The sequence below is a fragment of the Desulfurispirillum alkaliphilum genome (genome assembly GCF_055378285.1).
On sequence record NZ_AP042405.1, the window covers coordinates 209,166 to 234,975 of the forward strand.

Annotated in this window: 30 protein-coding genes and 1 pseudogene; 1 reads left to right on the forward strand and 30 read right to left on the reverse strand. The window is 56.5% G+C overall.

Annotated elements, in window-relative coordinates; genetic code table 11:
• Position 1 precedes the first annotated feature (1 nt).
• The 30 genes and pseudogenes from nuoL to ACZ46I_RS01120 form a co-directional block, all read right to left on the reverse strand.
• Positions 2-1,885: an NADH-quinone oxidoreductase subunit L gene (nuoL, locus tag ACZ46I_RS00975; protein ID WP_464281157.1), complete on the reverse strand. Its 1,884-nt coding sequence runs from the start codon at positions 1,883-1,885 to the stop codon at positions 2-4.
• A gap of 7 nt (positions 1,886-1,892) precedes the next feature.
• Entirely contained in the window at positions 1,893-2,204 is a 312-nt protein-coding gene (gene nuoK, locus ACZ46I_RS00980) for an NADH-quinone oxidoreductase subunit NuoK (protein ID WP_041726422.1), read from the reverse strand.
• Positions 2,201-2,719, reverse strand: coding sequence for an NADH-quinone oxidoreductase subunit J family protein (locus tag ACZ46I_RS00985; protein ID WP_013505248.1), 519 nt, complete (start codon positions 2,717-2,719; stop codon positions 2,201-2,203). The genes nuoK and ACZ46I_RS00985 overlap by 4 nt, the downstream gene beginning before the upstream one ends.
• Before the next feature lie 4 nt (positions 2,720-2,723).
• Positions 2,724-3,254, reverse strand: a complete 531-nt coding sequence (locus ACZ46I_RS00990; RefSeq protein ID WP_013505247.1) for an NADH-quinone oxidoreductase subunit I — start codon at positions 3,252-3,254, stop codon at positions 2,724-2,726.
• Between the two features lie 6 nt (positions 3,255-3,260).
• The gene (gene nuoH / locus ACZ46I_RS00995) at positions 3,261-4,298 is read right to left on the reverse strand and encodes an NADH-quinone oxidoreductase subunit NuoH (protein ID WP_013505246.1); all 1,038 of its coding nucleotides are present in this window, start codon (positions 4,296-4,298) and stop codon (positions 3,261-3,263) included.
• 10 nt (positions 4,299-4,308) lie between these two features.
• Positions 4,309-5,463 (reverse strand): NADH-quinone oxidoreductase subunit D, encoded by a 1,155-nt coding sequence (locus tag ACZ46I_RS01000; RefSeq protein WP_013505245.1) that lies wholly within the window; start codon positions 5,461-5,463, stop codon positions 4,309-4,311.
• Entirely contained in the window at positions 5,460-6,071 is a 612-nt protein-coding gene (locus tag ACZ46I_RS01005; RefSeq protein WP_464281158.1) for an NADH-quinone oxidoreductase subunit C, read from the reverse strand. The genes ACZ46I_RS01000 and ACZ46I_RS01005 overlap by 4 nt, the downstream gene beginning before the upstream one ends.
• A 1-nt stretch (position 6,072) precedes the next feature.
• Positions 6,073-6,699 (reverse strand): NADH-quinone oxidoreductase subunit B, encoded by a 627-nt coding sequence (locus ACZ46I_RS01010; protein ID WP_013505243.1) that lies wholly within the window; start codon positions 6,697-6,699, stop codon positions 6,073-6,075.
• Positions 6,690-7,049: an NADH-quinone oxidoreductase subunit A gene (locus ACZ46I_RS01015; protein WP_013505242.1), complete on the reverse strand. Its 360-nt coding sequence runs from the start codon at positions 7,047-7,049 to the stop codon at positions 6,690-6,692. The genes ACZ46I_RS01010 and ACZ46I_RS01015 overlap by 10 nt, the downstream gene beginning before the upstream one ends.
• Before the next feature lie 236 nt (positions 7,050-7,285).
• Positions 7,286-8,050 carry a hypothetical protein gene (locus tag ACZ46I_RS01020; protein WP_156788010.1) on the reverse strand — a complete coding sequence of 255 codons (765 nt, stop codon included), beginning with the start codon at positions 8,048-8,050 and terminating at the stop codon, positions 7,286-7,288.
• A 38-nt stretch (positions 8,051-8,088) separates the two neighbouring features.
• Positions 8,089-8,628 (reverse strand): hypothetical protein, encoded by a 540-nt coding sequence (locus ACZ46I_RS01025; RefSeq protein ID WP_226508600.1) that lies wholly within the window; start codon positions 8,626-8,628, stop codon positions 8,089-8,091.
• Entirely contained in the window at positions 8,625-9,419 is a 795-nt protein-coding gene (locus ACZ46I_RS01030) for a hypothetical protein (protein ID WP_464281159.1), read from the reverse strand. The genes ACZ46I_RS01025 and ACZ46I_RS01030 overlap by 4 nt, the downstream gene beginning before the upstream one ends.
• 3 nt (positions 9,420-9,422) lie before the next feature.
• On the reverse strand, positions 9,423-10,190 hold the full coding sequence (locus tag ACZ46I_RS01035) for a prepilin peptidase (protein WP_464281160.1): 768 nt from the start codon (positions 10,188-10,190) through the stop codon (positions 9,423-9,425).
• Positions 10,187-10,711, reverse strand: a complete 525-nt coding sequence (locus tag ACZ46I_RS01040) for a hypothetical protein (protein ID WP_464281161.1) — start codon at positions 10,709-10,711, stop codon at positions 10,187-10,189. Before ACZ46I_RS01040 ends, ACZ46I_RS01035 begins: the two co-directional genes overlap by 4 nt.
• A gap of 6 nt (positions 10,712-10,717) precedes the next feature.
• A complete protein-coding gene (trxA, locus tag ACZ46I_RS01045; RefSeq protein ID WP_013505236.1) occupies positions 10,718-11,047 on the reverse strand; it encodes a thioredoxin in 330 nt (109 codons plus the stop codon).
• 94 nt (positions 11,048-11,141) lie between these two features.
• Positions 11,142-12,107 (reverse strand): class II fructose-bisphosphate aldolase, encoded by a 966-nt coding sequence (locus tag ACZ46I_RS01050; RefSeq protein ID WP_464281162.1) that lies wholly within the window; start codon positions 12,105-12,107, stop codon positions 11,142-11,144.
• A 69-nt stretch (positions 12,108-12,176) separates the two neighbouring features.
• Positions 12,177-12,597: pseudogene (locus tag ACZ46I_RS01055) on the reverse strand (ATP-binding protein).
• Positions 12,594-12,947 (reverse strand): STAS domain-containing protein, encoded by a 354-nt coding sequence (locus tag ACZ46I_RS01060; RefSeq protein WP_464281163.1) that lies wholly within the window; start codon positions 12,945-12,947, stop codon positions 12,594-12,596. Before ACZ46I_RS01060 ends, ACZ46I_RS01055 begins: the two are co-directional and overlap by 4 nt.
• Positions 12,948-12,989: 42 nt before the next feature.
• Positions 12,990-16,283, reverse strand: coding sequence for a SpoIIE family protein phosphatase (locus ACZ46I_RS01065; protein WP_464281164.1), 3,294 nt, complete (start codon positions 16,281-16,283; stop codon positions 12,990-12,992).
• Complete coding sequence (locus ACZ46I_RS01070) at positions 16,280-16,534, reverse strand: hypothetical protein (RefSeq protein WP_013505231.1); 255 nt, start codon at positions 16,532-16,534, stop codon at positions 16,280-16,282. Before ACZ46I_RS01070 ends, ACZ46I_RS01065 begins: the two co-directional genes overlap by 4 nt.
• Positions 16,535-16,685: 151 nt before the next feature.
• Entirely contained in the window at positions 16,686-17,150 is a 465-nt protein-coding gene (locus ACZ46I_RS01075) for a PTS sugar transporter subunit IIA (RefSeq protein ID WP_464281165.1), read from the reverse strand.
• Positions 17,151-17,152: 2 nt separating this feature from the next.
• Positions 17,153-17,713: a ribosome hibernation-promoting factor, HPF/YfiA family gene (gene hpf, locus ACZ46I_RS01080; protein ID WP_013505229.1), complete on the reverse strand. Its 561-nt coding sequence runs from the start codon at positions 17,711-17,713 to the stop codon at positions 17,153-17,155.
• A 57-nt stretch (positions 17,714-17,770) separates the two neighbouring features.
• Positions 17,771-19,174 (reverse strand): RNA polymerase factor sigma-54, encoded by a 1,404-nt coding sequence (gene rpoN, locus ACZ46I_RS01085; protein WP_464281166.1) that lies wholly within the window; start codon positions 19,172-19,174, stop codon positions 17,771-17,773.
• 4 nt (positions 19,175-19,178) lie between these two features.
• Positions 19,179-19,922: an LPS export ABC transporter ATP-binding protein gene (lptB, locus tag ACZ46I_RS01090; protein WP_013505227.1), complete on the reverse strand. Its 744-nt coding sequence runs from the start codon at positions 19,920-19,922 to the stop codon at positions 19,179-19,181.
• Positions 19,906-20,379 (reverse strand): LptA/OstA family protein, encoded by a 474-nt coding sequence (locus tag ACZ46I_RS01095; RefSeq protein WP_464281167.1) that lies wholly within the window; start codon positions 20,377-20,379, stop codon positions 19,906-19,908. Before ACZ46I_RS01095 ends, lptB begins: the two co-directional genes overlap by 17 nt.
• Entirely contained in the window at positions 20,376-20,909 is a 534-nt protein-coding gene (gene lptC / locus ACZ46I_RS01100; protein ID WP_013505225.1) for an LPS export ABC transporter periplasmic protein LptC, read from the reverse strand. Before lptC ends, ACZ46I_RS01095 begins: the two co-directional genes overlap by 4 nt.
• Complete coding sequence (locus ACZ46I_RS01105; RefSeq protein WP_464281168.1) at positions 20,906-21,427, reverse strand: KdsC family phosphatase; 522 nt, start codon at positions 21,425-21,427, stop codon at positions 20,906-20,908. Before ACZ46I_RS01105 ends, lptC begins: the two co-directional genes overlap by 4 nt.
• A gap of 46 nt (positions 21,428-21,473) precedes the next feature.
• Positions 21,474-22,652: an MFS transporter gene (locus ACZ46I_RS01110; RefSeq protein ID WP_464281169.1), complete on the reverse strand. Its 1,179-nt coding sequence runs from the start codon at positions 22,650-22,652 to the stop codon at positions 21,474-21,476.
• Positions 22,653-22,729: 77 nt separating this feature from the next.
• Positions 22,730-24,058 (reverse strand): sigma-54-dependent transcriptional regulator, encoded by a 1,329-nt coding sequence (locus ACZ46I_RS01115; protein ID WP_013505222.1) that lies wholly within the window; start codon positions 24,056-24,058, stop codon positions 22,730-22,732.
• Positions 24,055-25,335 carry a histidine kinase dimerization/phospho-acceptor domain-containing protein gene (locus ACZ46I_RS01120; RefSeq protein ID WP_464281170.1) on the reverse strand — a complete coding sequence of 427 codons (1,281 nt, stop codon included), beginning with the start codon at positions 25,333-25,335 and terminating at the stop codon, positions 24,055-24,057. The genes ACZ46I_RS01115 and ACZ46I_RS01120 overlap by 4 nt, the downstream gene beginning before the upstream one ends.
• Positions 25,336-25,621: 286 nt before the next feature.
• Between ACZ46I_RS01120 and rpmF the strand changes: the two genes are divergently transcribed.
• The gene (gene rpmF / locus ACZ46I_RS01125) at positions 25,622-25,801 is read left to right on the forward strand and encodes a 50S ribosomal protein L32 (RefSeq protein WP_013505220.1); all 180 of its coding nucleotides are present in this window, start codon (positions 25,622-25,624) and stop codon (positions 25,799-25,801) included.
• Positions 25,802-25,810 lie beyond the last annotated feature (9 nt).

Genomic DNA, 25,810 nt, shown 5'->3' on the forward strand with positions numbered 1-25,810 from the left:
CCTAAATAAACAGCAGCGCTGCGATAATGGCGACAGCGATGACCAGGACAGACAGGTAGGACTGGGCACTGCCCCACTGCAGGCGACGCAGGGTGTTGCCACCGCTGTAGGTGCCAGAACCGATGCTGTTGACGATTCCATCGATAACCACGCGGTCAAACCACCAGCTCACGTTCGCCGCGCCTACCACCACGTGCTTGCACATGGCGTTATATACTTCATCGTAGAAGAACTTGTAGGTCAGCAGTTTGTGCAGGTAGCTGAAGCGCTGCTTCATCTTCTCGGGGCAAATGGTTCCCTTGGAGTACATGAGGTAGGCCAGGGTGATGCTGCCAAGGCTGATGAGGGTGGCCAGTACCATGACGCCCACGTTGAGCTTCAGGTAGGTGCTGGCATCGGTCACCGGCGTGTAGACGAGGAATTCGGCAATATAATTGGGTCCTCCCCAGAAGTGGGGTAGGGCCAGCCAGCCAGCAGTGACGGTGAAGAAGCCAAGAATACCCAGGGGCACGGTCATCTGCCAGGGAGACTCGTGGGGGTGAGCATGGCCGCGGTACTCGCCGTGGAAAGTCATAAAGTACATGCGGAACATGTAGAAGGCGGTCAGACCAGCCGTCACAGCACCCAGGATAAAGATCACCGGGTTCATGGCCGCTGCAGCCGCCAGCACTTCATCCTTACTGAAGAAGCCGCTGAAGGGAGGAACGCCCGCAATGGCCAGACAGCCCAGCAGCATGATGCCTGCCGTGAAGGGCATGCTCTTGCGCAGGCCGCCCATGCGGCGCATATCCTGTTCGTGGTGACAGCCGTGAATGACGGAACCACTGTCCAGGAACATCATGCCCTTGAAGAAGGCGTGGGTCATGAGGTGGAACAGACCGGCCGCGTAGCCGATAGGGCCCATGCCCAGGGCGAACATCATGAAGCCCAGCTGGGATACAGTGGAGTAGGCCAGGGCCTTTTTGATGTCATACTGTACCACCGCAATGCAGGCCGCCAGGAAGGCGGTTACCGCACCGATCCAGGCAATGAACTGCAGGGTCGTGGCAGAAGCTTCAAAGAGGAAGTAGATCTTGCCCACCATGTAGACACCAGCGGCAACCATGGTGGCGGCGTGGATCAGGGCCGAAACGGGAGTGGGGCCTTCCATGGCGTCGGGCAACCACACATGCAGGGGCCACTGGGCAGATTTGCCAATGGCACCAAAGAAGATACCGATACCGGCAGCGGTCAGAATCCAGCCGGAGAGATCACCGGCCACAATGGCTTCACGCAGCCCTGAGAACTCCAGGGTTCCGGTAGTGGCGAAGATAATCATGATACCGATGAGGAAACCGAAGTCGCCCACCCGGTTGGTGATGAAGGCCTTCTTGGCCGCTGCCGCCGCCGAAGGCTTCTGATACCAGTGTCCGATCAGCAGGAAGGAAGAGACACCCACCAGCTCCCAGAAGATGAACAGGCCAAGCAGGTTGTCCACCAGGATCAGCCCCAGCATGGACGAAGTGAACAGGCCCAGGAAGGCGAAGAAACGGGAGTAGCCGCCATCGCCTTCCACATACTTGGTGGAAAACAGCTGCACCAGGGTGCTGACGGTCATGACGATAAAGAGCATCAGGGCCGTCAGGTTATCCACCCGGATGCCGAAATTCAGGTCAAAGTCCCCGGTGGTGAGCAGTCGGTAGCTCCACTGGGAGGATGACAGATCGTAGCCCATGAAGGCCCCGATGAGAATCAGCGTCGCCAGATACCAGCCAATGGCCGAAGGCACAATCACCACAGTGTGGGCCAGCTTCGGCCACGGCTTGACCACCAGCAGGGCCACACAGCCCGCCAGGATGGGCATGATACCGATAAGCCACGCGTTTGATATGGCAAATTCAATCATAGTTACCTCACCACTTCAGCACGTTGAATTTGGACATGTCAACCGTCTTGTAGTTGCGGTACACGACCAGAAGGATAGCCAGACCCACTGCCGCTTCCGCCGCAGCCACCGTCAGGATGAAGATGGTGATGATCTGACCCTCAAGGGTATCGGGAGTGACGTACTTGGATATGGCGATAAAGGCCATGGTAACGCCTGCCAGCATGACTTCAATACTCAGGAGCACTTTAATGGCATTGCGGCTGGCAATAATGCCGAAAATCCCCAGGCAGAAGACTGCCGATGCCAGAAAGAGAAAGTGGTTCAGGGTTATACTCAGCATTTTTCATCCTCCCCTTCCTTCTTCGCCAGAACAATGGCACCGGTCAGGGCCATGGAGAGGAGAATGGCCGCCAGGTAGAAGGGTACTATGTAGTTGGTGAAGTACTGGATGCCGATGTAGACCGCTGGCTGTGTCGTCAGAGGCTCGGCGTCGGAGAAGCTCCACTGGGCCGTGCTGATGGCAATGACCATCATGATAAAGAGAATACCGCTTACCGCCGCCGCCAGCATCACATTGCCGGATTTGGGACGGTCAACCTCATGGTCGCGGGGGTCGGTCAGCATGATGGCGAAGATGATCAGCAGCGAAAGACCGCCCGCATAGACCATGATCTGGACAACGCCGATAAACTCGGCATTGAGCAGGAAGAAGATGCCGGCCACACCCAGAAAGGTGCCCACCAGACAGGTAACGCTGGCGACGATATTGCGGGTGAAAATCATGGCAAGACCACTGGCCAGGATCGTCACAACCAGCATGTAGAACACGAGATGGTATACAAATTCTGCCATAATCCTACTTTCCTTTCAGTTCCCGTGATTTTTTCTCGATGTACTCAGGAAACGTCATGGCCAGTTCATCTTTGTTCATGACAAAGAGTTCCTTATAGTAGTACGCCGTCTCGTACTCCTGAGACTGGAATACCGCATCGGTGGGGCAGTGCTCGGCGCACAGACCGCAGGAGATGCACTCGCCGATATCCACGGTATACTTGTCGATGACGGGTACCTTCTTGACCTTGCCATCCACTTCGCGGTCCTCGCGGTGGAATTCCAGTTGAATGACATCGATAGGGCACGCCTTGACGCACATATTGCAGGCGATGCACTTTTCTTCAATGAAGTACAGTCGGCCGCGGGAGCGCTCGGGCAGTGGCCGCACCACTTCGGGATATTCCCGGGTGGGGCGGGGACCGCCAGCATATTTGAGAACGGTCTTCATGCCGATGCTGATGGCCTTTGCCCCGGCTGCAACCGCTTCAATTGTCTTCACAGCCACGCTTGGTTCGCTGGCTGGAGTGGCAGTGGAGTGTTCATCATGAGCCATAGCGCATTACCTCACAAGGTACAGGACAATGCCTGTCACAAAGATGTTCAGGATGGTCAGGGGAATCAGACCCTTCCAGGCCAGGCTCAGCAGCATGCCGATGGTGACCCGGGGCAGGGTAGCCCGTACCCAGACGGTGACACCGAAGAAGAAGTAGGTTTTGGCCAGGAAGACAATGGGGTTGATGAAGTAGCCGCTCATGCCCGTATGCAGTGACGCAATGGCGGGGATGTTGGCGAAGGGCAGGTACCAGCCGCCGAAGAACAGCAGGGTCAGCAGGGCGCACATGGTCAGGGATGCGATGTACTCCGCCATGAAGAAGCCGCCGAACTTGAAGCCGGAGTACTCGGTGTTAAAGCCGGAGACCAGCTCACTTTCCGACTCGGGCAGGTCAAAGGGCGTGCGGTTCACCTCAGCGGTCATGCATATGTAAAAGAGGATAAAGGCCAGAGGCTGATGCCAGAAGTACCAGCCACCCTGCTGCTGCAGCACAATTTCCTGCAGGTTGAAGGAACCCGCCATGAGGAAGATGGGCACGATGGAGAAGAGCAGGGGAATTTCATAGCTGATCGCCTGCCCCACACCGCGCATGGCGCCCAGGGTACTCCACTTGTTGTCGCTGGCATAGCCGGCAATAATGGTGGCAAAGGTTCCCAGGCCAGCAACGGCGAAGAGGAAGAAAATCCCCATGTCCATATTGCTGATCACCTGGTTCTCCCCGAAAGGAATAACCGCCCAGGCAATGATGGCAGCACTCATGGCAATAATGGGAGCAATGGTAAACAGAGCCTTGTGGACACCACGATTCATGATGTCTTCTTTGGTCAGCATCTTTATGGAATCGGCGATGAGCTGCAGCAGGCCGAAGGGTCCAACGCGGTTGGGACCATAGCGGTGCTGGAGAAAGCCAAGCCAGCGGCGCTCATACCAGACAAGCAGGATAACGGAAGTCAGAGCCACCGCCACCACCAGCACAGCAGGCACAACGGCGTAAAAAATCTGCTGAGCCCACAGTGGCCAGGCCTGTGTAAAGGAAAAGAACATCAGGGCACCTCTATCTGTCGATCTCTGGGAGGACTACGTCGTAGGTTCCAAGCAAAATTACCACTTCGGAAATGTTGATACCCACCAGGGTCTGGGCGAAAGCGTGCAGGTTGCTGAAGGAAGCTCCGCGCAACTTGGTACGCATGGGGTTGCCGCTGCCATCGGAAACCACGTAGGTTCCCAGGATGCCGCGGGCAGACTCCACTTCCGCATAGGCCTCGCCGGCGGGGGCTTTCCACATGGGGCCGATTTTCGGTTTTTCCACCTTGACCGGGCCCTCGGGCATCATATCCAGGCACTGCTCAACCATCCTGAGGGACTCTTTCATCTCCTCCATGCGCACCATGTAACGGGCAAAGTTGTCGCCCTCCTGGAAGACGGGAACCTTGAAGTCCAGCTTGTCGTAGACGAAATCGGGGCGATCACGGCGCAGGTCGAAATCCACGCCGGAGGCACGGGATATGGGGCCCATGGCGCCAAAGTCGATGGCCTGCTGTTTTGTGAGAAGGCCTTTGCCGATCAGACGGCCCCGCACAATGGGGTTGCCGGTAATGATGGCTTCCATATCGCTGAGGGCCTGAGGGAAGCTCTTGATGAATTCCCGGGTCTTTTCAATGGAGTTGGGGGTCATGTCGTAACGAACACCACCGATGCGGGTGTAGTTGTTCATCATGCGCATGCCCGTGACCTCTTCCATGATATCCAGAATGAGTTCACGTTCACGCAGGGAGTACATGACGATGGTAGTGGCGCCCATATCCAGCAGGAAGGTTCCCACCCACAGCAGGTGGGAGTGGATGCGGTTGAGCTCCATCATCAGAACACGCAACCACTGGGCGCGCTCGGGGACTTCGAGTCCGGCGATACGCTCGGCGGCCACGCAGTAGGGAACCTCGCTGTGGATCGTGGCCAGATAGTCTACCCGGTTGAGGGCAGCCGTATATTGGATCCAGGGACGTTCCTGGCCCATGCGCTCCATGGAGCGGTGCAGGAAGCCGATAACCGGCTCTGCTTCCACCACGACCTCACCATCAAGCTTCAGCATAATCTGCAGTACGCCGTGGGTGGATGGGTGGTGCGGTCCCATGGCCAGGGTCATCAGATCACTTTCGTAATCGTGTTTGAACAGGGCGGGTGCCAGGGTGCTTTGGGGTGTTGTTGTCATATCTTCAAACTCCCGTCGTTTGAGGGTACAAAATCCTTGCGCAGGGGGTAACCCTGGGTGTCGGAGGGCAGGAGAATGCGCCGCAGATCGGGGTGTCCCTCGTAGCGGATCCCCAGCAGGTCAAAGGATTCACGCTCGTGCCACTCAGCGGTGGACCAGATGGCCGAGACGGAAGGCAGAGTAACAGGCTCGCTCTTGTCGGCGGTAGCGTACTGAACGCAAAGCTGCCGCTTATCGGTAGTGCTGTACATGTGCAGCACCGTGCCGAAACGATCGGAGTACTCCACGCCGCTGAGGCAGGTGAGGTAGTCAAGACCAGCTTCCTTGAGCCTGCGACACAGGGCAACCACCTGGGCGCTCTCCACGGCAACGATGTTCCACTGGTTAGAGTCGGTACCTTTATAGGTCACGCCGCTGACATCCTTGATGATTTCTGCCAGCCAGGCGGGCGGCTCAGGGGGAGCAGCGGGCGCGGCGACTTCTTCGGCTGCGCCTTCAGCGCCTTCGGCAGCCTTGGCGGCAGCAGCGGCTTTCTTGGCAGCGGCAGCTTTTTTCATCTCTTCAATCTGCTCGGGAGTAAATTTCGGTTTGGGTGTTTCTTCAGCCATATCAACTCTCTCCCAGGATAATGGGGTAGTGTTTCCCCTCAACGTAGTTGGGATTCAGCGAACCGTCCTTAAGCCGCTTGGGCTGCTTGCCGAGATACTCCTTGCGTTTGAGCATCTTCTGGCGACGGATCTGGTGCTGCAACGTGATAATGCCGTTGAAGAGGGCTTCGGGGCGCGGTGCGCAGCCGGGAATAAAGACGTCGATGGGAATGTAATCGGGAACATTGGCAACAACGGACGGGGAGTACTTGAATATCCCCCCGGTAATCACACAGTTGCCCATGGCAATGGCGTACTTGGGCTCAGCGATCTGCTCCCACAGGGTCACAACCTGGGGCATCATCTTCTTGGTAATGGTACCGGCCAGAATCATCAGGTCAGCCTGGCGGGGGCTGGCCCGGAAGACCTCGGAACCGAAGCGGGCGATATCGTGCTGGGGACAGGAAGACGATATCATTTCAATACCACAGCAGGCCGTCGCGTAGGAGAGGGGCCACAGGGAGTTTGAGCGCCCCCAGTTGTAGACCTTTTCCAGCGTGGTGATGATCACCCCCTGGCTGCCGTCGTCAGCGTACTTGTCCAGCATGTCGATTTCATAGGGTTTACGCACTGGGCTGACTACGTCCACTGCAATCCTCCTTTTCTCCAGGCATAGGCCAGCGCAATAACCAGGATGGCGACGAAGATGAACATCTCAATCAACGCCAGCAGTCCCAGGTCGTGAAATGCGACAGCCCAGGGAAAGATGTAGATCATTTCGATCTCGAAGACAAAAAAGAGCAAGGCATAGAGATAGTAGCCGATGTGATAACGGCTTTTTGCCTCACTGGTGGGCTCCATGCCGCACTCATAGGTCGTGTACTTCAACCGCGTCCCGAATTTGGGACCCAGCAGCCACGCCAGCGTCACAAGAGCCGTTGGCAAGATCACACCGATGGCGATGATGCCCAGCAAGGGACCGTACCCGTCAATAACCATGGCAACTCCTTCCGAATACACGCTTCACACGTGTTTAATCTGTACTTCGGGGCAACATAGAACTCAAACAGCCTTTTATAGCATATAATCGTATACAATTTCCACCGCAGAAGTGCTTTTTTGTCAATAATCCACCAAAGGAAATTCTGGGCGACAAAGAGCAAAAATGGCGCACTGAAAGGCACACAGAGGATTTGAGACTTTCTTCACATGTCCCGACACACGCTTTGGCGCCATTACTCCTGGTTAAAAAGTATACGAAGTTGACGTTCACGCACATTTCCGTGAAGAGCAGTCAGCGTAACACCGTTTGGAGAAATTTCCTCCACAGACCAGTGTCGCCCTGGAAGCGCTTCACCAACTTCAAAACACTTATCCTGCAGAATTACGCACCACCGCCCCCCACGCAGGAGCGCCCCCTCAAGGGAAACGGCTGTCGTCACCGCCTCAGCTTCAGCCAAAGTCACCGACCCTGCTCCCGCACTCTCCTCCACAGGATGAGCTTTTGACCCTGACACCAGAGCAGGAGACTGCCAGCGGCGGTACACATCTTCCGCCACGTACAGCCGTAAAGAGAGTTCAAACTCCCCACCATCAGTACCCAGCAAGCGCACCTGATCCAGCGCCAGGATTCCCGGCAACTCCTGCAGAAACTCAAAAAAGTCGCTGAGGCTGTGGGATTTGCCCCGCAAGGTCAGACCATAGCCACTTACCCGCGCTGCGCCGCCAGATCCCGATACGGCAGGGCTACCGTGCAACTGCAGCACCTGAATATGATGATTTTCCAGGTACCAGGGCAGGAGATCGCGCACAAAACTCCCCCCAAAAACCTCCGATGCGGCCACAGCAGAGGGAGACGTCGATGCAGACAACTCGGACGCATGCTCAAGCGCCGCACGGACGCGTGCGATCTCATCCGCCAGACGCCGATTCTCGGCAAGGATCGCCTGGCGCACGCTCCAAAGCAATGTCATCAACACCATGAACAGGGTCACCACCACCAGGAATCTCTCACGGCGTGACCCGGAAAACACCCCCTTCACCGCACTTCCCCCCCAAGCTCCACATGCACTGACGCCAGAGTGACACTTCCCCTTTGCTGCACCGAAACCATGTCAACTCCCAGAACTCCACGCCGCTCTCCCAGAACAGAGAGATACTCCGTCAGGCTCCGCATATCCTCCGCCTGCACCTGCACCCGCAGGAGCGATGGCTCCGACTGAACAATTTCACGCACTGCCACGCCCTCCATCTGCCCCACAAAGGTTTCCAGCAGCCACTGCAGCCCGGCGACACCCATGACCATCCCCGTCGCAAACAACTCCTGGCCTTCCACCAGTGTTGCATCGCCGGAGAAGACGGCTGGAAGTTCTTCACGGGCCATGGCAGATACCGGCAACGGTGAAGCATCAAAAGCATTCAGCTGCCGCTGCAAGTGCCACCTCTCCCAAAGGGGATCACCCAGCAGCAAACCCAGCAGCACCAGAGCGCCTGACACCAGGGCCCAGGGACGGGAGCGCGCTTTCCGCGAACGAGCCGCCACCAGGTTCACACCATAGGCCCATTGCGGCTTCTTCATGGCTTCACCGCCCACGGAAACGGGCCATCACCCGGTACCCCGCGGCGCACGGCAAAGGGCTGCACCAATATCGGCTCTTCACGGTCCCCCCACAAGTCCAGCACCTGCTCACTATCCCAGCCATACACACTCCGTGGCATGGTCGCAAGTGGATGCTGAGCGGCAAAAGCGTGGAAGGTTCGCCAGAGTTCCGGGTGCTCATACTGGTGGCGGGGTATGGTTCGCTTGCACAGCAGGTGACTTCCCACACCCAGAGCGATAGTGCAGGTTGACGGCCCGCACAGGACATATCCAACACGGTGCCCGACTGGAGCAGTCTCGCGCTCTGTCGCCTTGAGCGCCACATGGAGGAAGGTGGAAACTTCCGCCACCTGCCAGCCAGAAGTGGCCGTCACTCCCTGGCACCTTTCGAACACCCGGGCCCGGTTGCCATAACAGACACTGTAGCTCATGGTCTGTGACTGGCGTCCCGGAGTGAGACAGGCGCAATCCCAGACCAGTTCATCCCGGCTGCGCCTTGTCTTCTGCTCCAGCATCGACCCGATCGCCAGGCGGGCCTTGTCCTTTGGTAGTTGCGGAAGATCCAGCAGCACCACCTCAACCTCATCCGGGGAGAGAAAGAGGCGACAGCGGCGGGCAGGCCCCATATAGCCACGCTCAGGCTGCTTTTCTGAGTTATCCTGCAGCGCCGTGGAATAGCGAAAACCCCGCTGCGGCAAAGATCTCGCGGACAGTGTCAGTTGACGCTGATCCAGAAAACCCACCGCGTTGGCATCCCTGGAAAACCACATGTTTCACCCCCGCACAAAAACAACCAGCAGCGCTCCCAGGGCCAGAAAAGGCCCGAAGGGTATTTTCATCTGCAGGCTGAAACTCCGGTGATAGATCATAAAGAACACTGCAGCCGCCAAACCGGTCAGCGACGCCAGAAACAGGGTATAGAGGACACCGGTCACCCCGACAAAGGCGCCGATCATGGCCAGCATTTTCACATCACCAAGGCCCAGCGCCTCTATCTGGCGCACGTACCGGTAGTACAGGTACACTGCCAGCAGGATGCCGCCGCCCGCCAGCGCCCCGGCCAGTGAGGCGGCAAAGTGCCCAAACCATATGGCCAGTGCCAGCCCTGCCACCAGCCCGCCAACGCTGAAAAAGTCGGGAATAATACCTTCACCCCCACCAAACTGGCTGGCACTGACCGCATCAATGACACCACAGGCGAAGAGAAAGAATACCAGGCTCAGGTACCAGACCACCTGGGGAATGTCCGGCAGGAAGTGAAACGTGACTGCGGCAAACAGCAACCCCAGGGAGGCTTCCAGTAGAGGATAGAGAGGGCTGATGGAGCCATGGCAGTGCAGGCAGCGCCCCCGACAGAACACATAGCCCAGCACCGGCACATTGGCAAACCAGGCAATGTGCTCCTGGCAGCGAGGGCAGTGGGAAGCGGGAAACACGATACTGATATCCCGCGGCATGCGATAGGAGCAGGCTGCCACAAAGCTCCCCAGACAGGCGCCCAGCACAAATGCCAGCGCCGCTGGCAGGAGCACCGACATCATGGCTCTATCCTGTTCAGAATGGAAAAATCTCCGCCCACTTCCAGCACGGCGGGATAGCGTGAAATCCCGAGCCGGCGACTATGGCTGCGCAGCTGCTCAGCGCTCACCAGCGCGAGCACGCAACGGGGACTGCTTTCCAGGCCCTCCAGAGAGCCCAGTACCCGGGGAAGCTGGTGAATATTGACGGGGATGAGGTAGGTTCTGTAGGGCGATGTGCTTTCCAGGCACTTCAGGTATGTCTGTCGGTCCACTGGGCCGATATAGAGGAAAAAGGGTTCTCCCAGATTGTGAATCAGTTCGATGGGCTGTCCATCGGGGGTATGAAGCGTCAGATCCGGGGGTACGCTGTGCGTTTGCCCAAGGGAGCGAAAAGCCGCGGAGTAGAGGATATAAAATGACAGGGCGACACAACCCATGACGAAGAGATTCTTCAGGGACCAGCGAGGTATAACCGGTGGGGGAGGAGGTGACTTCATGGTAAAAAGAAAACCGGAAGCCTGACTGGCTTCCGGCTGTTTCATTTCATCTTACAGGTGTTTTGTCAGGAGCGCTTTAAGGGCCTCTTTAGACTGTACACCCACAGCCTGATCAACCACCTGGCCACCCTTGAAGATCATGATGGTGGGGATGCTGCGCACGCCGAACTTCTGGCTGGTCTGGGGATTTTCATCCACATTCACCTTGCCCACCTTGGCCTTACCCACAAACTCTTCTGCCAGAGCATCAATGGTGGGGGAAAGCATGCGACAGGGTGCGCACCAGCTGGCCCAGTAGTCTACCAGAACCGGAGTGGAGGATTGCAAAACATCACTATCGAAACTTGCGTCAGTAAAATTCAGAACGCTTTCTGCTGCCATAGTACACCGCCTTTTATGAGTATTTTCAGGATTTATGACGGATTAGTCATGTTCTGGGAGCATGCTCCCAGAAAAGGGTACTGTTGTCAAGATTCTATATACGCTCAGCCGAGCCCAGAACTTTGCGGTTTTTATGCTTGATCAGCTCCACCAGCAGGTCACGGGCAGGGCTCAGGTACTTCCTGGGGTCAAACTCGGCGGGATTTTCCGCCAGTGCCTTGCGAATGGCCGCGGTGAAGGCCAGTCGACCATCAGAGTCAATATTGATCTTGCACACCGCGGAGGATGCCGCGCGGCGCAGCTGCTCTTCGGGCACACCCAGGGCACCTTTGATATCACCACCATAGGCGTTGATCGTATCCACATACTCGGGAACCACCGAACTGGCACCGTGCAGCACAATGGGAAAGCCGGGCAGACGCCGCTCTATCTCCTCCAGAATATCAAAACGCAAGGGGGGCACCGGCTTACCGGGGGCAAACTTGAAAGCTCCATGGCTGGTTCCGATGGATATGGCCAGGGAGTCGACTCCGGTAAATCGCACAAACTCTTCAACCTCTTCGGGATCAGTGTAATGGCTCACCTCCGAGGAAACCTCGTCTTCTATGCCTGCCAGCACCCCAAGCTCCCCTTCAACACTCACGTCGAACTGATGGGCATACTCCACCACTTTTTTTGTCAGCGCCATGTTCTCCTGAAAGCTCAGGTGGGAGCCATCAATCATGACACTGGAAAATCCGCTGTCCACGCAGTCCTTGCACAGCTCAAAGGAATCTCCATGATCCAGGTGCAGGGCAATGGGTATCGGTGCGGTCTGGTGAGCCAGCTCAACGGCTCCCATGGCCATATACCGCAGCAAAGTTCCATTGGCGTAATTGCGCGCTCCCTTGGAAACCTGCAGGATCACGGGTGAGCGCGACTGGGCGCAACCACTGATTATCGCCTGCAACTGCTCCATATTATTAAAGTTATAAGCCGGAATAGCGTACTTTCCCGCCATCGCCCCCGCAAACATGTCGCGGGTGTTACAGAGTCCGAGATCTTTAAAAGAAACAGCCATAAAGGGCCTCCTCGCCACAGAGATATAGCTATAGATGTACTCAAAAGCGCCCGAAAAGACAAGAGACGATCACAGGAGCCGCTTGGTCATCTCCAGTACATAACCACCATTGCTGGGCAGATAGCTGACCCGATCCATCAGCGAACGGATCACAAAAATTCCGCGCCCATGGTCTTCCAGAAAATCAAAATCCGGTTCGGGCAACGTGCTGATATCAAAACCCTGACCATGGTCATAGACCCTGATATGCAGAAGATCTTCCGCAATAGTAATGGTGATATACATCCTTGTCAGGATTCCCCTCATTGCCATGGCGGATAGCGTTCGTCGTGGCTTCGGTCAGCACCAGGTTGATATGGTAGGCCAGCTCATCCCGATCGCCCTCATAGTGTTCCAGGGTGCGGGCGATCTCCTCGCCGATCCTGCCAATCAGGCTCAGATAGCGGGTCTGATTGGGGACACTGATATCCAGTTCAATTTTTTCCTTCATGTGGCTTCCTTGTCACGAAAACTCTCCAGGGCTTCACGGCGACCGCCATAAATCGGGAAAACGCGATATAATCTGGTGAGCTGAAAAATTGCCTCCACCGGTGAGGCAATGCAGCACAGTCGCAGGTCTCCACCGGCAGCGCGCAATCCCTTGAATCCGGCAACCAGAGCGCCAATGCCCGACGAATCCATAAACTGCACACGGCCAAGATCGACGACGACCCGCTGTGGCCCTTTTTCCTGCAACTTCTGCAGGTACTCCTTGAGCTCTACGCTGTTATGGGCATCCAGGCGCTCACCCTCAACACAAACCACGATAATTCCATCCTGTTCTTCCACCGTGAATCCCATTGACCCTCCTCTATCTTCTCGCATCGGTACCTTATCGGTTCTTCACGCACCAGCTCCTGAGCCCTGCTTCCCATTACCCGCCACCAACACGGGACGCTTTTCTTTCACCTGTCCCGATACTGCCTCCCGCTTCAGGACTACCATGGAAATATCATCCCGGAAGTGAAAACTCCCGGTGAAAAGCCTGACCTGATCCAGCAGGGCATCGATGATCTGCTGTGCGCTCAGATGGTGGTACTCCTGCAGAAGCACCTGCAGCCGCTCCTCGCCAAAGAAGCTCCGCTGACGATTCTCCGCTTCGGTAATGCCGTCGGTGTACAGCAGCAGCACATCACCCGGATGCAGGAAGGTCTCTTCTTCCTCAAAAGGAACTTCCGGCTCAATACCCAGAATCAGGCCATCGGCATCCAGGCGTTCACACTGCCCGGTCTCTGCACGCCACAGCAGGGGTGGATTGTGACCGGCACTGGCATAGGTGACGCGGTGCGATGCCGAATCATACTGCACATAGAACATGGTGATAAAGAGCTCCGCCTTCAGCAGATCGCCGTAGAGAAAGCGATTGAGCTCAGCCAGTAATTCCGACGGATGGCGGTTATCCCTGGCGCGGGACTGGATGAAGGTGCGCGCCTGTGTCATCACCAGGGCGGCACCAATGTTGTGACCGGAAACATCGGCCACCACAAGATCCAGCAGCTCTTCGCGCAGGAGAAAGTCATAGTAGTCTCCCCCCACCTGGTGGGCCGGAATGCAGATTCCCGCCAGGGATACGCCTGGGAGATCGGGCACTTCGGCGGGCAGCAGACCCACCTGAATTGCCCGGGCAATCTGCAGCTCGCGCTGCTGCTCACTGACTTCAATAAGTTTGCGCGTCTGGCGGGCATTGCGCCATGCCACCCCGATCTGGCCGGCGATATTCTGGAAGAGCTCCATGAACTCCTTGGTGAAAATCCCCTTTGATGTCCGGGAAAAGGCCGAGAGAACCCCCACTGGTTCGCCCTCCATGGTCACGGGCACATGGGCGAAGGACTGTATGCCTTCATCGCGGGCCAGCTGAGCGGCGATGGCCTTGTCTGCCGTATCGGCGTCGTTGACCACCACTGGCGCATTGGTGATGAAAGCTGTGCCAATATAGGTTTCCAGGCTAAGATTGCGCTCGGATTTTCCCAGGTGTTCCGAGCTCATCCCCACCTGACTCTGCACCACCAGCGCCTGCTTGTCTTCATCCAGCATACGGATAACGCACAGGTCAAAGCGGAACTGCCCCTGCAGCAGCTCAAGGACATTATCCAGTATACTGGAGAGGTCATCGCCGCTGGATACCTCCCGCGCCACCTCATAGAGGACACTGAGCTGCTCGCGACTGGTGGTGCGGCTGATAGTCACCGAACCGAACAGATCAAAAACCCGCTCCATACGGCTCCCCTTGGCACTCAGGTAATTTTCCAGAATAATGCGGGCCGGCGCTGCTCCGACAGAGCCGGCCAGGGTCTTTTCCGTAAACTGCTTCAGGCCAATGACCTCGTATTCCGGCAGGTGTTTCTCGTCCAAGGCGAGGCTCTTCTCTTTCATATACTGGTTCAGGGCCACATGGGCCTGACGTTCGCCGATAAACTTGGCCATCAGATCGCGAAACTCATGGACACTGGGAGCCTGACTGATGCGCTCACGGGTCACCAGCGCAGGATCATTACCCTCAAAGACATCCACAAAGCGCTCTGCCTGCTCTTCTTCGTCTGCCGACGCGCTGGTCAGCAGGGAGAGGGCCAGATAAGCTCCGAGATTGAAGAACATGGTCCAGAAAAGCGCGTGTGACCACATATCAAAGCCACTCAGCCCAAAGAGCTCCAGCGGACGCAAAAAGGAGAGACCCCAGGGGCCCTCTTCCAGCAGCGTGCTCGTCATCCAGCCCGAGCGGATAAAAGAGGGAATAAGCAGGGTATAGGCCCACACAATAAAGCCGAGAACCAGGCCCACCATCGCGCCCAGATGGTTCCCCCGCTTCCAGAAAAGCCCTCCGATCACTGCCGGCGCGAACTGGGTGACCGCAAGAAAAGAGATCAGACCGATATTCACCAGGGCATAGGTCTCACCGATTACCTTGTAGTAGAAGTAGCCCAGCAGAACCACCACCGCGATTCCCAGGCGCTTCATGTGCAGCAGGAGACCGGACATGTCCGCGGTGTCTATTCTGAAACGCAGGATCAGGGGCATGAGCAGATGGTTCAGGATCATGGTGGCAAGGGCAACTGACGCCACCATGACCATACCGGCCGCGGCTGAAAAGCCACCGATGAACACCAGCATGGCCAGCCAGGGGTGGCCCTCCTGCAGGGGTATCAGCAGGACGAAAAAGTCCGCATTGGCCGTGTCTCCCCCTTGCAGAAGCAGGCCACCCAGGGCAATGGGGATGACAAAGATGTTGATGAGGAACATGTAGGCAGGAAAGCACCACATGGCCGTTCTGATATGTTTTTCGTCGGAGTTTTCGATAACCATGGCGTGGAACTGGCGGGGCAGGAACATCACCGCCATCATGGAGACAAAGGTGAGGGTAAACCACGTTACGTACGGCGTCTGCTCCGTATTCAACAGAAGCAGGTGACTGCGTTCCGGAAAGGTTTCCAGAAAGCGGCTGAAAATATCGCCAAAGCCGCCGAACATCCCGTAGGTCACAAAGATACCGATAACCAGGAAGGCCACCAGCTTGACGATGGACTCCACGGCAATGGCGGCCACCAAACCTTCGTGGCGCTCGGTGGCATCCAGGCGTCTGGCTCCGAAGAGCATGCTGAACACGGCCAGCAGCAGGGCCGCCACCAATGCCGAATCCATGTAGGTCGGCAGGCCCTGGATGGGACGACGCACCCCCTGTTCGATGGCACTGGCAGACAAAGTCAGGAATTCAAAGGTATTAGCCACGGCTTTCAGCTGCAGGGCAATGTAGGGCATGACGCCTATCACCGCAAAGATCGTGACCACCGCCCCCAGGGTGGCCGACTTGCCATAGCGGCTGGAGATGAAGTCCGCAATGCTGACAATATTCTGCTCCTTGCTGATGCGCACCATCTTACGCAGCAGAAACCACCAGCTGAAGGCGATCAGGGTCGGCCCCAGGTAGATGGGCAGAAAATCCAGCCCCGTGGTGGCCGCACGTCCGACGCTGCCGTAAAAAGTCCAGGATGTCAGGTAGACGGCGAGGGAGAGTGAGTAGATATAGGCATTGGAAATAATGCTGCGGGAGGCGTCACGCATTTTATCGGCATAGTAAGCCACCGCGAAGAGGAAGAGGAAATAGAGCAGGGAGATCAGGCCGACCAGGTACACAGAGATCATGACTCCCCCTGATCGCGGTCTTCATGGTCAGCTGACTCTGCGTCTCCATGGTTGAGGCTGCGGGTGAAAAAATAAATCACCGCGATGGACAGCGGCCATCCCAGCAGAAAGTACAGCACCATCATGGGAACGCCCAGCACCAGAGTGAGCTTGTTGAAAATATGGGTAAAGGGATAGTTGATCATCAGCACGCCCAGCAGGAAAAAGAGAATCCAGGCCTCTGCCAGGGGACTGAAACGCTGATGCTTCATGATTTTTCTCCGTCAGTCAGGTGACACAGAGAGGTGACAAGACAGGGCTTGTGTACGAAACCTTCAGAATAAAACGCAGTTTAGAATAGTTTACATTGGAGCTGTGGTCAACACCTTCGTTCCAGGCAGACCACAAAACCAGGCGAGTCGTTCAGCCCAGACGTTCCCAATACTGTTCGATGCACTGCAGAATTCTGACGGGATCTGAGGCAGCCAGGGCGTCGGAGACAAAGCCATCGCTTCTGGTCAGACGAGCAATACGGGCGAGCACCTGCAGGTGCTCGCTGACACGCTGGGGAGGACTGAGGATGACAAAAAAAAGGGAAGTGCTCTGCCCGTCGGGGGAGCCAAAGTCGATACCTCGGGCACTGGTGAAGACGAAGAGGCGGATCTGGTCGAGCCCCTCAATCTTGCAATGGGGAATGGCCACCTGAGAGCCAAGGGCTGTGCTGCCCAGCTCCTCACGCTCCCAGAGGGCCTGGAAAAGCGTCTGGGCGGAAAGATCGGCACAGACGCTGTTTATCTTCTGAGCTGCCACACGCAGCAGCTCATCCCTGGTGGTCGCATCAACAGCAGTGCAGATGTGCTCCTGCTGCAGAAAAGGGATGTGGCTCACCGTCAGGCTTCAGGCTGAACCAGACCGTAGTTGCCGTCCTTGCGCTGGTAGATCACGTTGATCTGGTCGCTGTCGGCATTACGGAATACCAGAAACTCATTGCTGATAAGGTTCATCTGCATAACTGCCTCGTCAACGCTCATGGGCTTGACCTTGAAGCTGCTGCTCTTGATGACTTTCGGCTCGCTGCCGCCAGCCTGCTCTTCGCGCTCCTCAAAGCTCTCGGCGGCGAAGACATTCATATTGACAACCATGTCCTTGGCCTGCTGGCGTGGCTTATGGCTTTTAATCTTGTTCTTGTAGCGCTTGACCTGGCGTTCGATCTTGTCGGTTACCGTGTCAATGGAAGCGTACATATCCTGGGTGGTGCTCTCGGCGCTGATATTGATACCGTTAACCAGCAGATTCACTTCCACCTTCTGGCGGTGCTTGTTCACCGAAAAGACAATGTGGGCATCCATAACCGTGTCGAAATAACGGCTGAGTTTGCCGATTTTTTCCTCAGCGTATTGCTTCAGGGGCTCTGTCAGGTCGATTTGTTTGCCGGTAATCTGAATGTTCATGGGATCCTCCGATTCTATGCGGGATAGTAAATTTCTGGAACAGGTCAAGACCGCAGACTAGAGCTTGTTCTTGCGGGCGGACGCCGTGGGAATCCCCAGGTCGGCCCGATACTTGGCAACGGTACGCCGGGCCACATCAAAGCCCTCAGCCGCCAGCATACTCACAAGCTTTTCATCACTCAAGGGCTTTTGCGGATTTTCCCCTTCGATAATCTCCCTCAGCCGGTGTTTCAACACATCGACAGAGAGAGAACCACCCTTTATACCGCTGCCGAAGAAGAACTTCAACTCATAAATTCCATAGGGGGTATGGGCATATTTACTGGTAGTGACCCGACTGACGGTGGACTCGTGCACGCCGATATCATCGGCCACTTCACGCAGATTCAGGCCCTTGAGATACATGGGCCCGCGGTGAAAGAATTCACTCTGGAATTTGAGAATACTCTGGGCAACCCGCAGTATGGTCTTCTGACGCTGCTCAATGCTCTTGATAAACCACTTTGCCGCCTGATACTTGCGTTCTATATAAGCATAGCTCTCCTTGTCGGGAGCTGACTTTGCCAGCTGAATGTAGCTGTGGTTCACGTTGAGGCGGGGCAGCCCGTCGTCATTGGTAAGCACCAGAAACTGCCCATCCTTGTCCTTGACATAATAGACATCGGGAATCACCGTACTGTTCTCGTCATCCACGTAGCCCTGGGCTGGCACCGGCTCCATGTCACGAATCAGGGCAATGGCCTCCAGGGCCTCTTCTTCCGTGCACTTCAGGACGCGGGTAATCTTCTTCAGGCCCTTTTTATCCATTTCCTCAAGGAACTTCTCGATAATACCCCGTACAACATCGTAGGGGGCGGTCAGCTCCCGGTGGCTCATGTTCTCCAGCTGCACCAGCAGAAACTCCTTGATGGAACGACTGCCAACTCCCAGGGGTTCAAGATTCTGCACCACCTCGACGAGCACCTCCTCCAGGAGTGCAACGGGATAGTGTTCACTGGCCAGTTCTTCAAGGGGCACCCGCAGATAGCCATCCTCATCCAGGTTGTTGACCAGAATATACGCGGCGCCACGCTGCTCTTCACCGATCTTCATCAGCCCCAGCTGCCCCAGCAGCATGGCCGTGAATGACTCGCGGTTTTTTATGGGTGTTTCATACTCATCATCGGGGATCTCATAGGAGGCCCCTTCAGAGAAATTCTCTCCGTAACTGTTCAGGTAGTTCTCAAAATCATTGATCTCCTTTTCCCCTTCGGAGACCTGGGCCGGCACCTCGTCCCATTCATCAGTGCTGCCAGCGGGCTCGGCTTCCAGCACCGGGTTTTCCAGCAGCTCGGTTTCAATCTGCTCCTCCAGCTCCAGGCGTGAGAGCTGCAGCAGTTTGATGGCCTGCTGCAGGGCCGGTGTCATCACCAGTGATTGCTGAAGTGTCTGGGTCTGCCCCAGGCTCATCCCTGTGCGCATACCATCAGCCCCGGTAGTTTTCGCCCAGGTAGGCCTGGCGCACAGCGGGAGAACTGGTGATCGTGGTGGGATCGCCCTGAGCAAGAATCCTGCCGTCGGAGAGAATATAGGCGCGATCACAGGTGCCCAGGGTTTCGCGCACATTGTGGTCAGTGATCAGAGTGGCAATTCCACGCTGCTGCAGCTGCCGGATAATGGTACGGATTTCCTCCACCGCGATGGGATCAATGCCGGCAAAGGGTTCATCCAGCAGGACCATTTTCGGATTCTGGGCCAGAGCGCGGGCAATTTCCACCCGGCGGCGCTCTCCGCCACTGAGGACGTAACCCATGGATTTGCGGATGTGGGTAATGTGAAATTCCTGCAGCAGGTCTTCCAGAATCTCGCGTTTGCGGGAGAGGCTGATATCGCGACGCAGCTCCAGCAGGGCCCAGATATTATCCTCCACCGAGAGCTTGCGAAAGACACTGGGCTCCTGGGGCAGGTAGGCCAGCCCCAGATGGCCGCGCCGGTACACCGGCAGGGGTGAGATATCCTGACCTTCAAAGAATATCGACCCGGCGTCGGCCGGAACCAGGCCAACGGTCATATAGAAGGTGGTCGTCTTGCCGGCACCATTGGGGCCCAGCAAGGCAACCACCTCAGCCTGGTTGACGTGGAAATCCACCTGGTCCACCACGGTACGTTTACCGTAGCGTTTTACCAGGCCGCGGGCTTCCAGAACTCGGGTATCAGTCTGCACGGTCATCTTCAAATATCACTTTCACCCGCTCGCTTTCATCGCCTTCCACAAAGGCCTCGCCAGTCGGCTCGTGTATGGTTATACGGGGAGCGGCAAGGGAGCTGCGACTGTCAATCAGGCGCGCGTTGCCTTCCAGCACAATGGTTTGTCGATCGTGGTAGTAGTAGAGGGTATCGGAAAACCCCCGCTTGTCCCCATAGTACAGCTCCACGTTATCCCAGGCGTGCAGGCGCTGGAGTTCCTGTCGACCAGCGGCGTTCTTCACGGCGCTCACAACCAGGGAATCGGCGTGCAGAACATAACTGGGGGACTCAAAGACGACACTCCCCCAGAAGCGACTCTCACCGATATGGGCATTGATCTCCAGATGGTTACTCTCGATGGTGTAAACGACCCCGTTGGACTGTGCCATGGCAAAATTCCAGCAAAGCGCTACCACAACTGCCAAAATCGTGTATTTCATGGGTCGAAACTCCATTTTCCGCGGATATTGCCATCAGCACGCATCCTGGCCGGCTCCCGCCAGACCTCAATGCGATCTCCCGAAAGCTCGAAACCCTCCTGGCCCGTCAGGACAAAAGGGTTCTCGGAGACAAGCCTTTGCTCCTGCACCGTATATATAGCATCTTTTCCCCGCAATACAAAACCATCAACGGTGGTCGCCGTAAAATCACGGGGCAGCAGTACCAGTTCTTCGCCCTGCCGGTAGATGCCCTGGAGGGCTCGCACCTCCTGGAGCTGGGAGTCAAAAAAAGCCATCTCAAGCTCCTCCAGCGCAATTTCCTGCAGCCCGTGGACAGCGCGCTGTGCCTTCAGGGAGTAGAGAAGCTTTCCTGACTCGGGATCCAGACGGTCGATGGTCACATTGGTACTGACCAGACCGGCCCTGCCAGTCACCTCGGCCATCTGCGGCACCGCCCGACCATACTGATAAAAGGTATAGGCCAGGTAGGCAAACAGGAGCAGGCTCACGGCATAGGCGACTTTCCTCATCGCTGATAGCGCTCCATCAGCCCCGGCCAGTGGCCCGCCTCCCGCAGGATGAATTCGATAAATTCGGCAGCAGCGCCATCCCCACCACGATTCCTGGTAATCATGTCCACCTCGCGGCGCACTTCGTCCGGCGCCTCGGGAACACAGGCCGACAGGCCCACCCGCCGCAGCACGGGAATATCAATAATATCATCGCCCATGTAGGCAATCTGCTCATCGCACAGCTCGTGGGTGCTCTTCAGCTCCTCGTACACCACCAGCTTATCGATGGCGCCCTGGTACACCATGGTCATCTCCAGCTCCCGGGCGCGATGCCCGACAATGGGACTCTGGCGACCGGTGATGATACCAGTGCGGTAGCCCGCCCGCTGCAGGAGCTTGATACGATGGCCATCGCGGACGTTGAAGCTCTTGTACTCAACCCCATGGACATCATAGGTGATTTTGCCGTCGGACAGCACGCCATCCACGTCAAAAATCACGACCTTGATCCGCTGAACTTTTTCCTGCAGTCGCATATATTTCTCCAGGTAACTGTGTTTCGCATGAGCGCCGACATCCGCGTCAGCGGTGATCCTGCAGGCGCCGCGCGCACAGCAGCCCTGTCAGAAGCGCTCCAAGCGTGCATAAATATAGCACGTCATAGCCAAAATTGCTCAGGATCAGTCCACCGGGGATGGCAAAAAACAGCCCAAGGGACGTGATATTGAACTGCAGCGCGATATATACCGGACGTTTGGCTTCCGGAGCAATGATAATAATCAGATTGTTCGCCACCAGCCGCATGCCATCCATTCCGGCTCCCAGCAGAAAAAAGACGAAACCGTAACTGAGGGCGCTCTGACTCTTCCACACCAGCAAAAATGCGGCGATCATCACGCTGAAGGACAGGGTCACCACCGCCCGGTTACGTCCCCGGGAGGCCAGTTGCCCCCACACCACATTTCCCGCCATGGCTCCCATCATCTGCACCGAAACGTAACCGCCGATCAGCCAGCCGCTCAGCGCTATGGTCTGGTTGGCCTGCAGGATGATAAAGGGCATGGCCAGGAGGTAGGAGTAGGAAAGGGTGATGACCACAATCTGCTGACGCAGGGCACGATCATCGCGCAATATCTCGGCGCAGTGGCGCAGGAAGAGCCCAAAGGAGTCTTCCCTGGCTGCCACGTTCCGCTTTACCGGCTCATCAACCGTGAGGAAGACGAGGTAGGCCACCACCAGAAAACCGGAGCTGACCATGAAGAGCCAGGCATAGCTGGCCGGAGGCTCAAAGTGCTGCAGCACCCAGCCCGCCACCGCACCGCTGAGCACCGCGCCAAAGGCGGCCAGAAACTGGCGCTGGGCCATGGTCTTCCCCAGAAAGCGGTGGCTGAAGATCTTGCCGAGAATTTCGCGGTAGTAGATGGAGCCAAACCCTGCGGAGAAGGAAAAAAGAAAAAGCCCGATGCCAAGCGCCCATAAACTGGCCACTGGCCAGTCGTCCCCGAAGATATACAGGGCCAGACCGATACCGAACCAGCTCAGAAAGCGAACCAGATAAACGATGCGCTGATAGGGCATCACCCGCGGCAGACTCTGGGAATAGAACGCGGCGAACATCTGCACCACAACGGCGCCTCCCCGCAGAAGGGAAGCGAAGAGTCCCACCAGGATATGGCTTGAGCTGAAGTGGTGAACAATCAGGGGCAGGATGGTGGAAGGCTCGGCAATGGTGGTGGCAAGGGAAATACAGAACCCATGCACGAGGTTCTTCCTGTGGCTTGATGGATGATCAACCCCATGGGCGGATGTGCGGGAAAGGGGAGCTGATGCCGGGGTGCTCACTCCAGCCCGTACTCTTTGATCTTGTAGTGCAGGGTGCGGCGGGCAATACCCAGGGCACGCGCCGCTTCCGACTTATTGCCGTCAGCTTTTTCCAGTGCTTCCTGGATCATGCGCTTCTGCTGGTCTTTCATACTGCTGCCGTTGCCGGTGGCAGCACCTGGCCTGGCCGTCATGGGTGGAAGGTGCTCTGCCTCCAGAACCGCTCCACGACACAGGATAATGGCCCGTTCCACCAGATTCTCCAGCTCACGCACATTGCCGGGAAAATCATAGGCCTGCATCTTCTTCAGGAAGCCTTCCGAGCAGCCACTGATAAGCTTGTTGAAACGTTTGGCGTGACTTGCCAGGAAGTGTTTGACCAGCAGAGGAATCTCCTCGCGCCGCTCCCGCAGAGGAGGCAGCTCCACCGGAAAGACATTGAGGCGGAAGTAGAGATCTTCCCGGAAATCCCCGCTGTGCACCATATCCTGCAGATTGCGGTTGGTGGCGGCCAGGATGCGCACATCCACGGGAATGGGTCTGGTGGAGCCGACCCGCTCTATAACTTTTTCCTGAATAGCCCGCAGCAGTTTTGACTGCGCCCCGGGCGTCAGTTCGCCAACCTCGTCGAGGAAGAGGGTTCCGCCGTGGGCCGCCTCAAAGCGTCCCTTCTGCTGGCCAGTGGCACCGGTAAAAGAACCCTTCTCATGGCCGAAGAGCTCACTCTCCACCAGATTTTCACTGAGGGCAGCACAGTTCACCGCCATGAAAGGCGCCCCGGCACGGGGTGAATTGTCGTGTATGGAGCGGGCCACCAGTTCCTTGCCGGTGCCCGACTCTCCCAGAATCAGCACCGACGCGTCCGTGGGAGCCACCATTTCCAGCAGATCAATCACCGCACCCAGGCCCTTGTCACTGTAGACCCCGGGGAAGTGATAGGTGCTCTTCTTCACTGGAGCAGCCACCATGCTGGGATCACGCTGCAGAGCCGCGTCGATATGCTTCTTCAGCTCATCCACATCCACCGGCTTGGACAGAAAGTCTGTGGCGCCCAGCTTCATGGCCTCTACAGCGCCTTTGACGGTGGAAAAAGCGGTGATGACAATCACTGGTGTCTGCAGGCCGCGCTTGCGCAGCTGCGCCAGAAAGGTCAGACCATCCATGACCGCCATCTTCATATCCAGCAGGATCAGATCCGCGCTGTACTCCTGCAGCAGATCAAGGGCCTCCTGGCCATGGCCAGCCTCCAGGATATCCTCATAGCCATGGTCCGAAAGATTGACCTTCAGCATGAAACGATGATTCGCTTCGTCGTCGACAATCAGAATACGCTTTTGCTTTTTCACGGGCTCACCTGGAAGTCGATATGTACGGTAAAGGGGTTCGTGGCGAAAATGCGGCACTGGAAACCATGCAGCTCCAAAATCTTGCGGCTGATGGACAGCCCCAGCCCGGAACCCTTGGTTTTGGTGGTGAAAAAGGGGCGGAAGAGGTCATCGGCATGGCACTGCAGCGACGATTCAACGGCATTTTTCACCTGAACACTGCGAACAGCGCTGTCCAGGAGAATTTCCACCGGCTGCCCATGGGGAGAGGCTTCCACCGCGTTCAGCAGGAAGTTCACAAAAGCCTGCAGCAGTTTTTCACGATCGGCCAGGATGGAAAAATCACTCCCCGTAATGCGCAGGTCGATCTCCTTGTGGGTAATCTCATGCTCCAGCAGATCCGCCGCCTTCTGCCACAGTTCACCCAACTGCACCGGAGCTTTTTCCAGGGGAATATCCTTACCGTAAGCCAGAAAATCATTGGCAATGGTGTTCAGGCGATTGGTTTCGTCCAGAGAGCGCTGCAGAATATCGCGGATATGGGGATCATTTTCCTTTTTCAGGGCAAAGCCGATCAGCCCGGCCATGGAGCTGAGGGGGTTCTTGATCTCATGGGCCAGCACGCTGGAGAAGCGCCCCAGTTCCGCCTCCTGCTCCATGCGCTTGAGCTTCTCCTCCCGCTGCACGTGGATATTGATCAGCTTTACCAGGAAGCCATAGATAACCACCAGCAACACCTGCACAAAAATCACCAGGGAAACATCGAAGTAGTGTTTGTTGCGCAAGGCATTGATAGGGGTTTTGTCGATGCTCAGCATGATGTAGAGGCCTTTGCGGAACATTTCTTCGCGATGGAAGCGGTTCCAGACACCCATAATGCGGCCACCATCGGTCAGACGCAGCTTCCGGTAGATAAAGTAAAAGTCTGCCGTCTCCACCACGAACTCACCCTCAAAGTCCGTCACCAGCCACTGGTGATCAACGGGCTTCAGGGAGACCAGTGGCGAACCGTCACCGGCGTAGATGACCACATTCGCCACCGCCTCCTGCTGAGAGATCTCCTGCAGAAGGACCTCCACCTGTCCGGCATGCATGGGAGAAAACATCATCAGGACACGGTTTCCACTCTCAAAGGCGTGGATAACCGCCCGCCCGAACTCCATGAGGTTGGCCCGGTAGGCTTCCATGGTGCGGTGGGCCGAATAAAGACTCAGCACAATAATGACCGCGTTCAGACAGACCGCAACCAGCAGGAGTGCTTTGAGTTTCTGGGGAATATGCTTCATGAAGAATGACATAAATAAAAACCGGTTTTATTTTCGTTCATATTAACGTAGTATACGAATTTGTGCCCATTACAAACAGGGCACCTTATACACCGTTTTCCCACAAGAAAGCAATGCAGGGGGGCCGCCGACTCCACTTCTTTTCCTGCGAGAAGAGCGCGGACGAAAAGCGAACCCTTGACAAGCATTGCGGGTATCTATATATTCGCTCGGTTTTTCCCTGACAAGAAGGGAAACACGCGTAACCTTGTCAACCATTTACACCGAAATACGTGTACATCAAAGGAGAAGTATTGCCATGGCAGTGCCCAAGAAGAAAACGAGCCGTTCCAGAAGAGGGAGCCGTCGCGCTCACCAGGCTCTGAGCCCCGTACAGACTGTAACTTGCTCTAACTGCAGCGAACCCAAGCGCCCCCACCGGGTCTGCCTTTCCTGCGGCAGTTACAACGAAAAGCAAGTGGTTGAAGTTGATCTCTAGGATCAATCC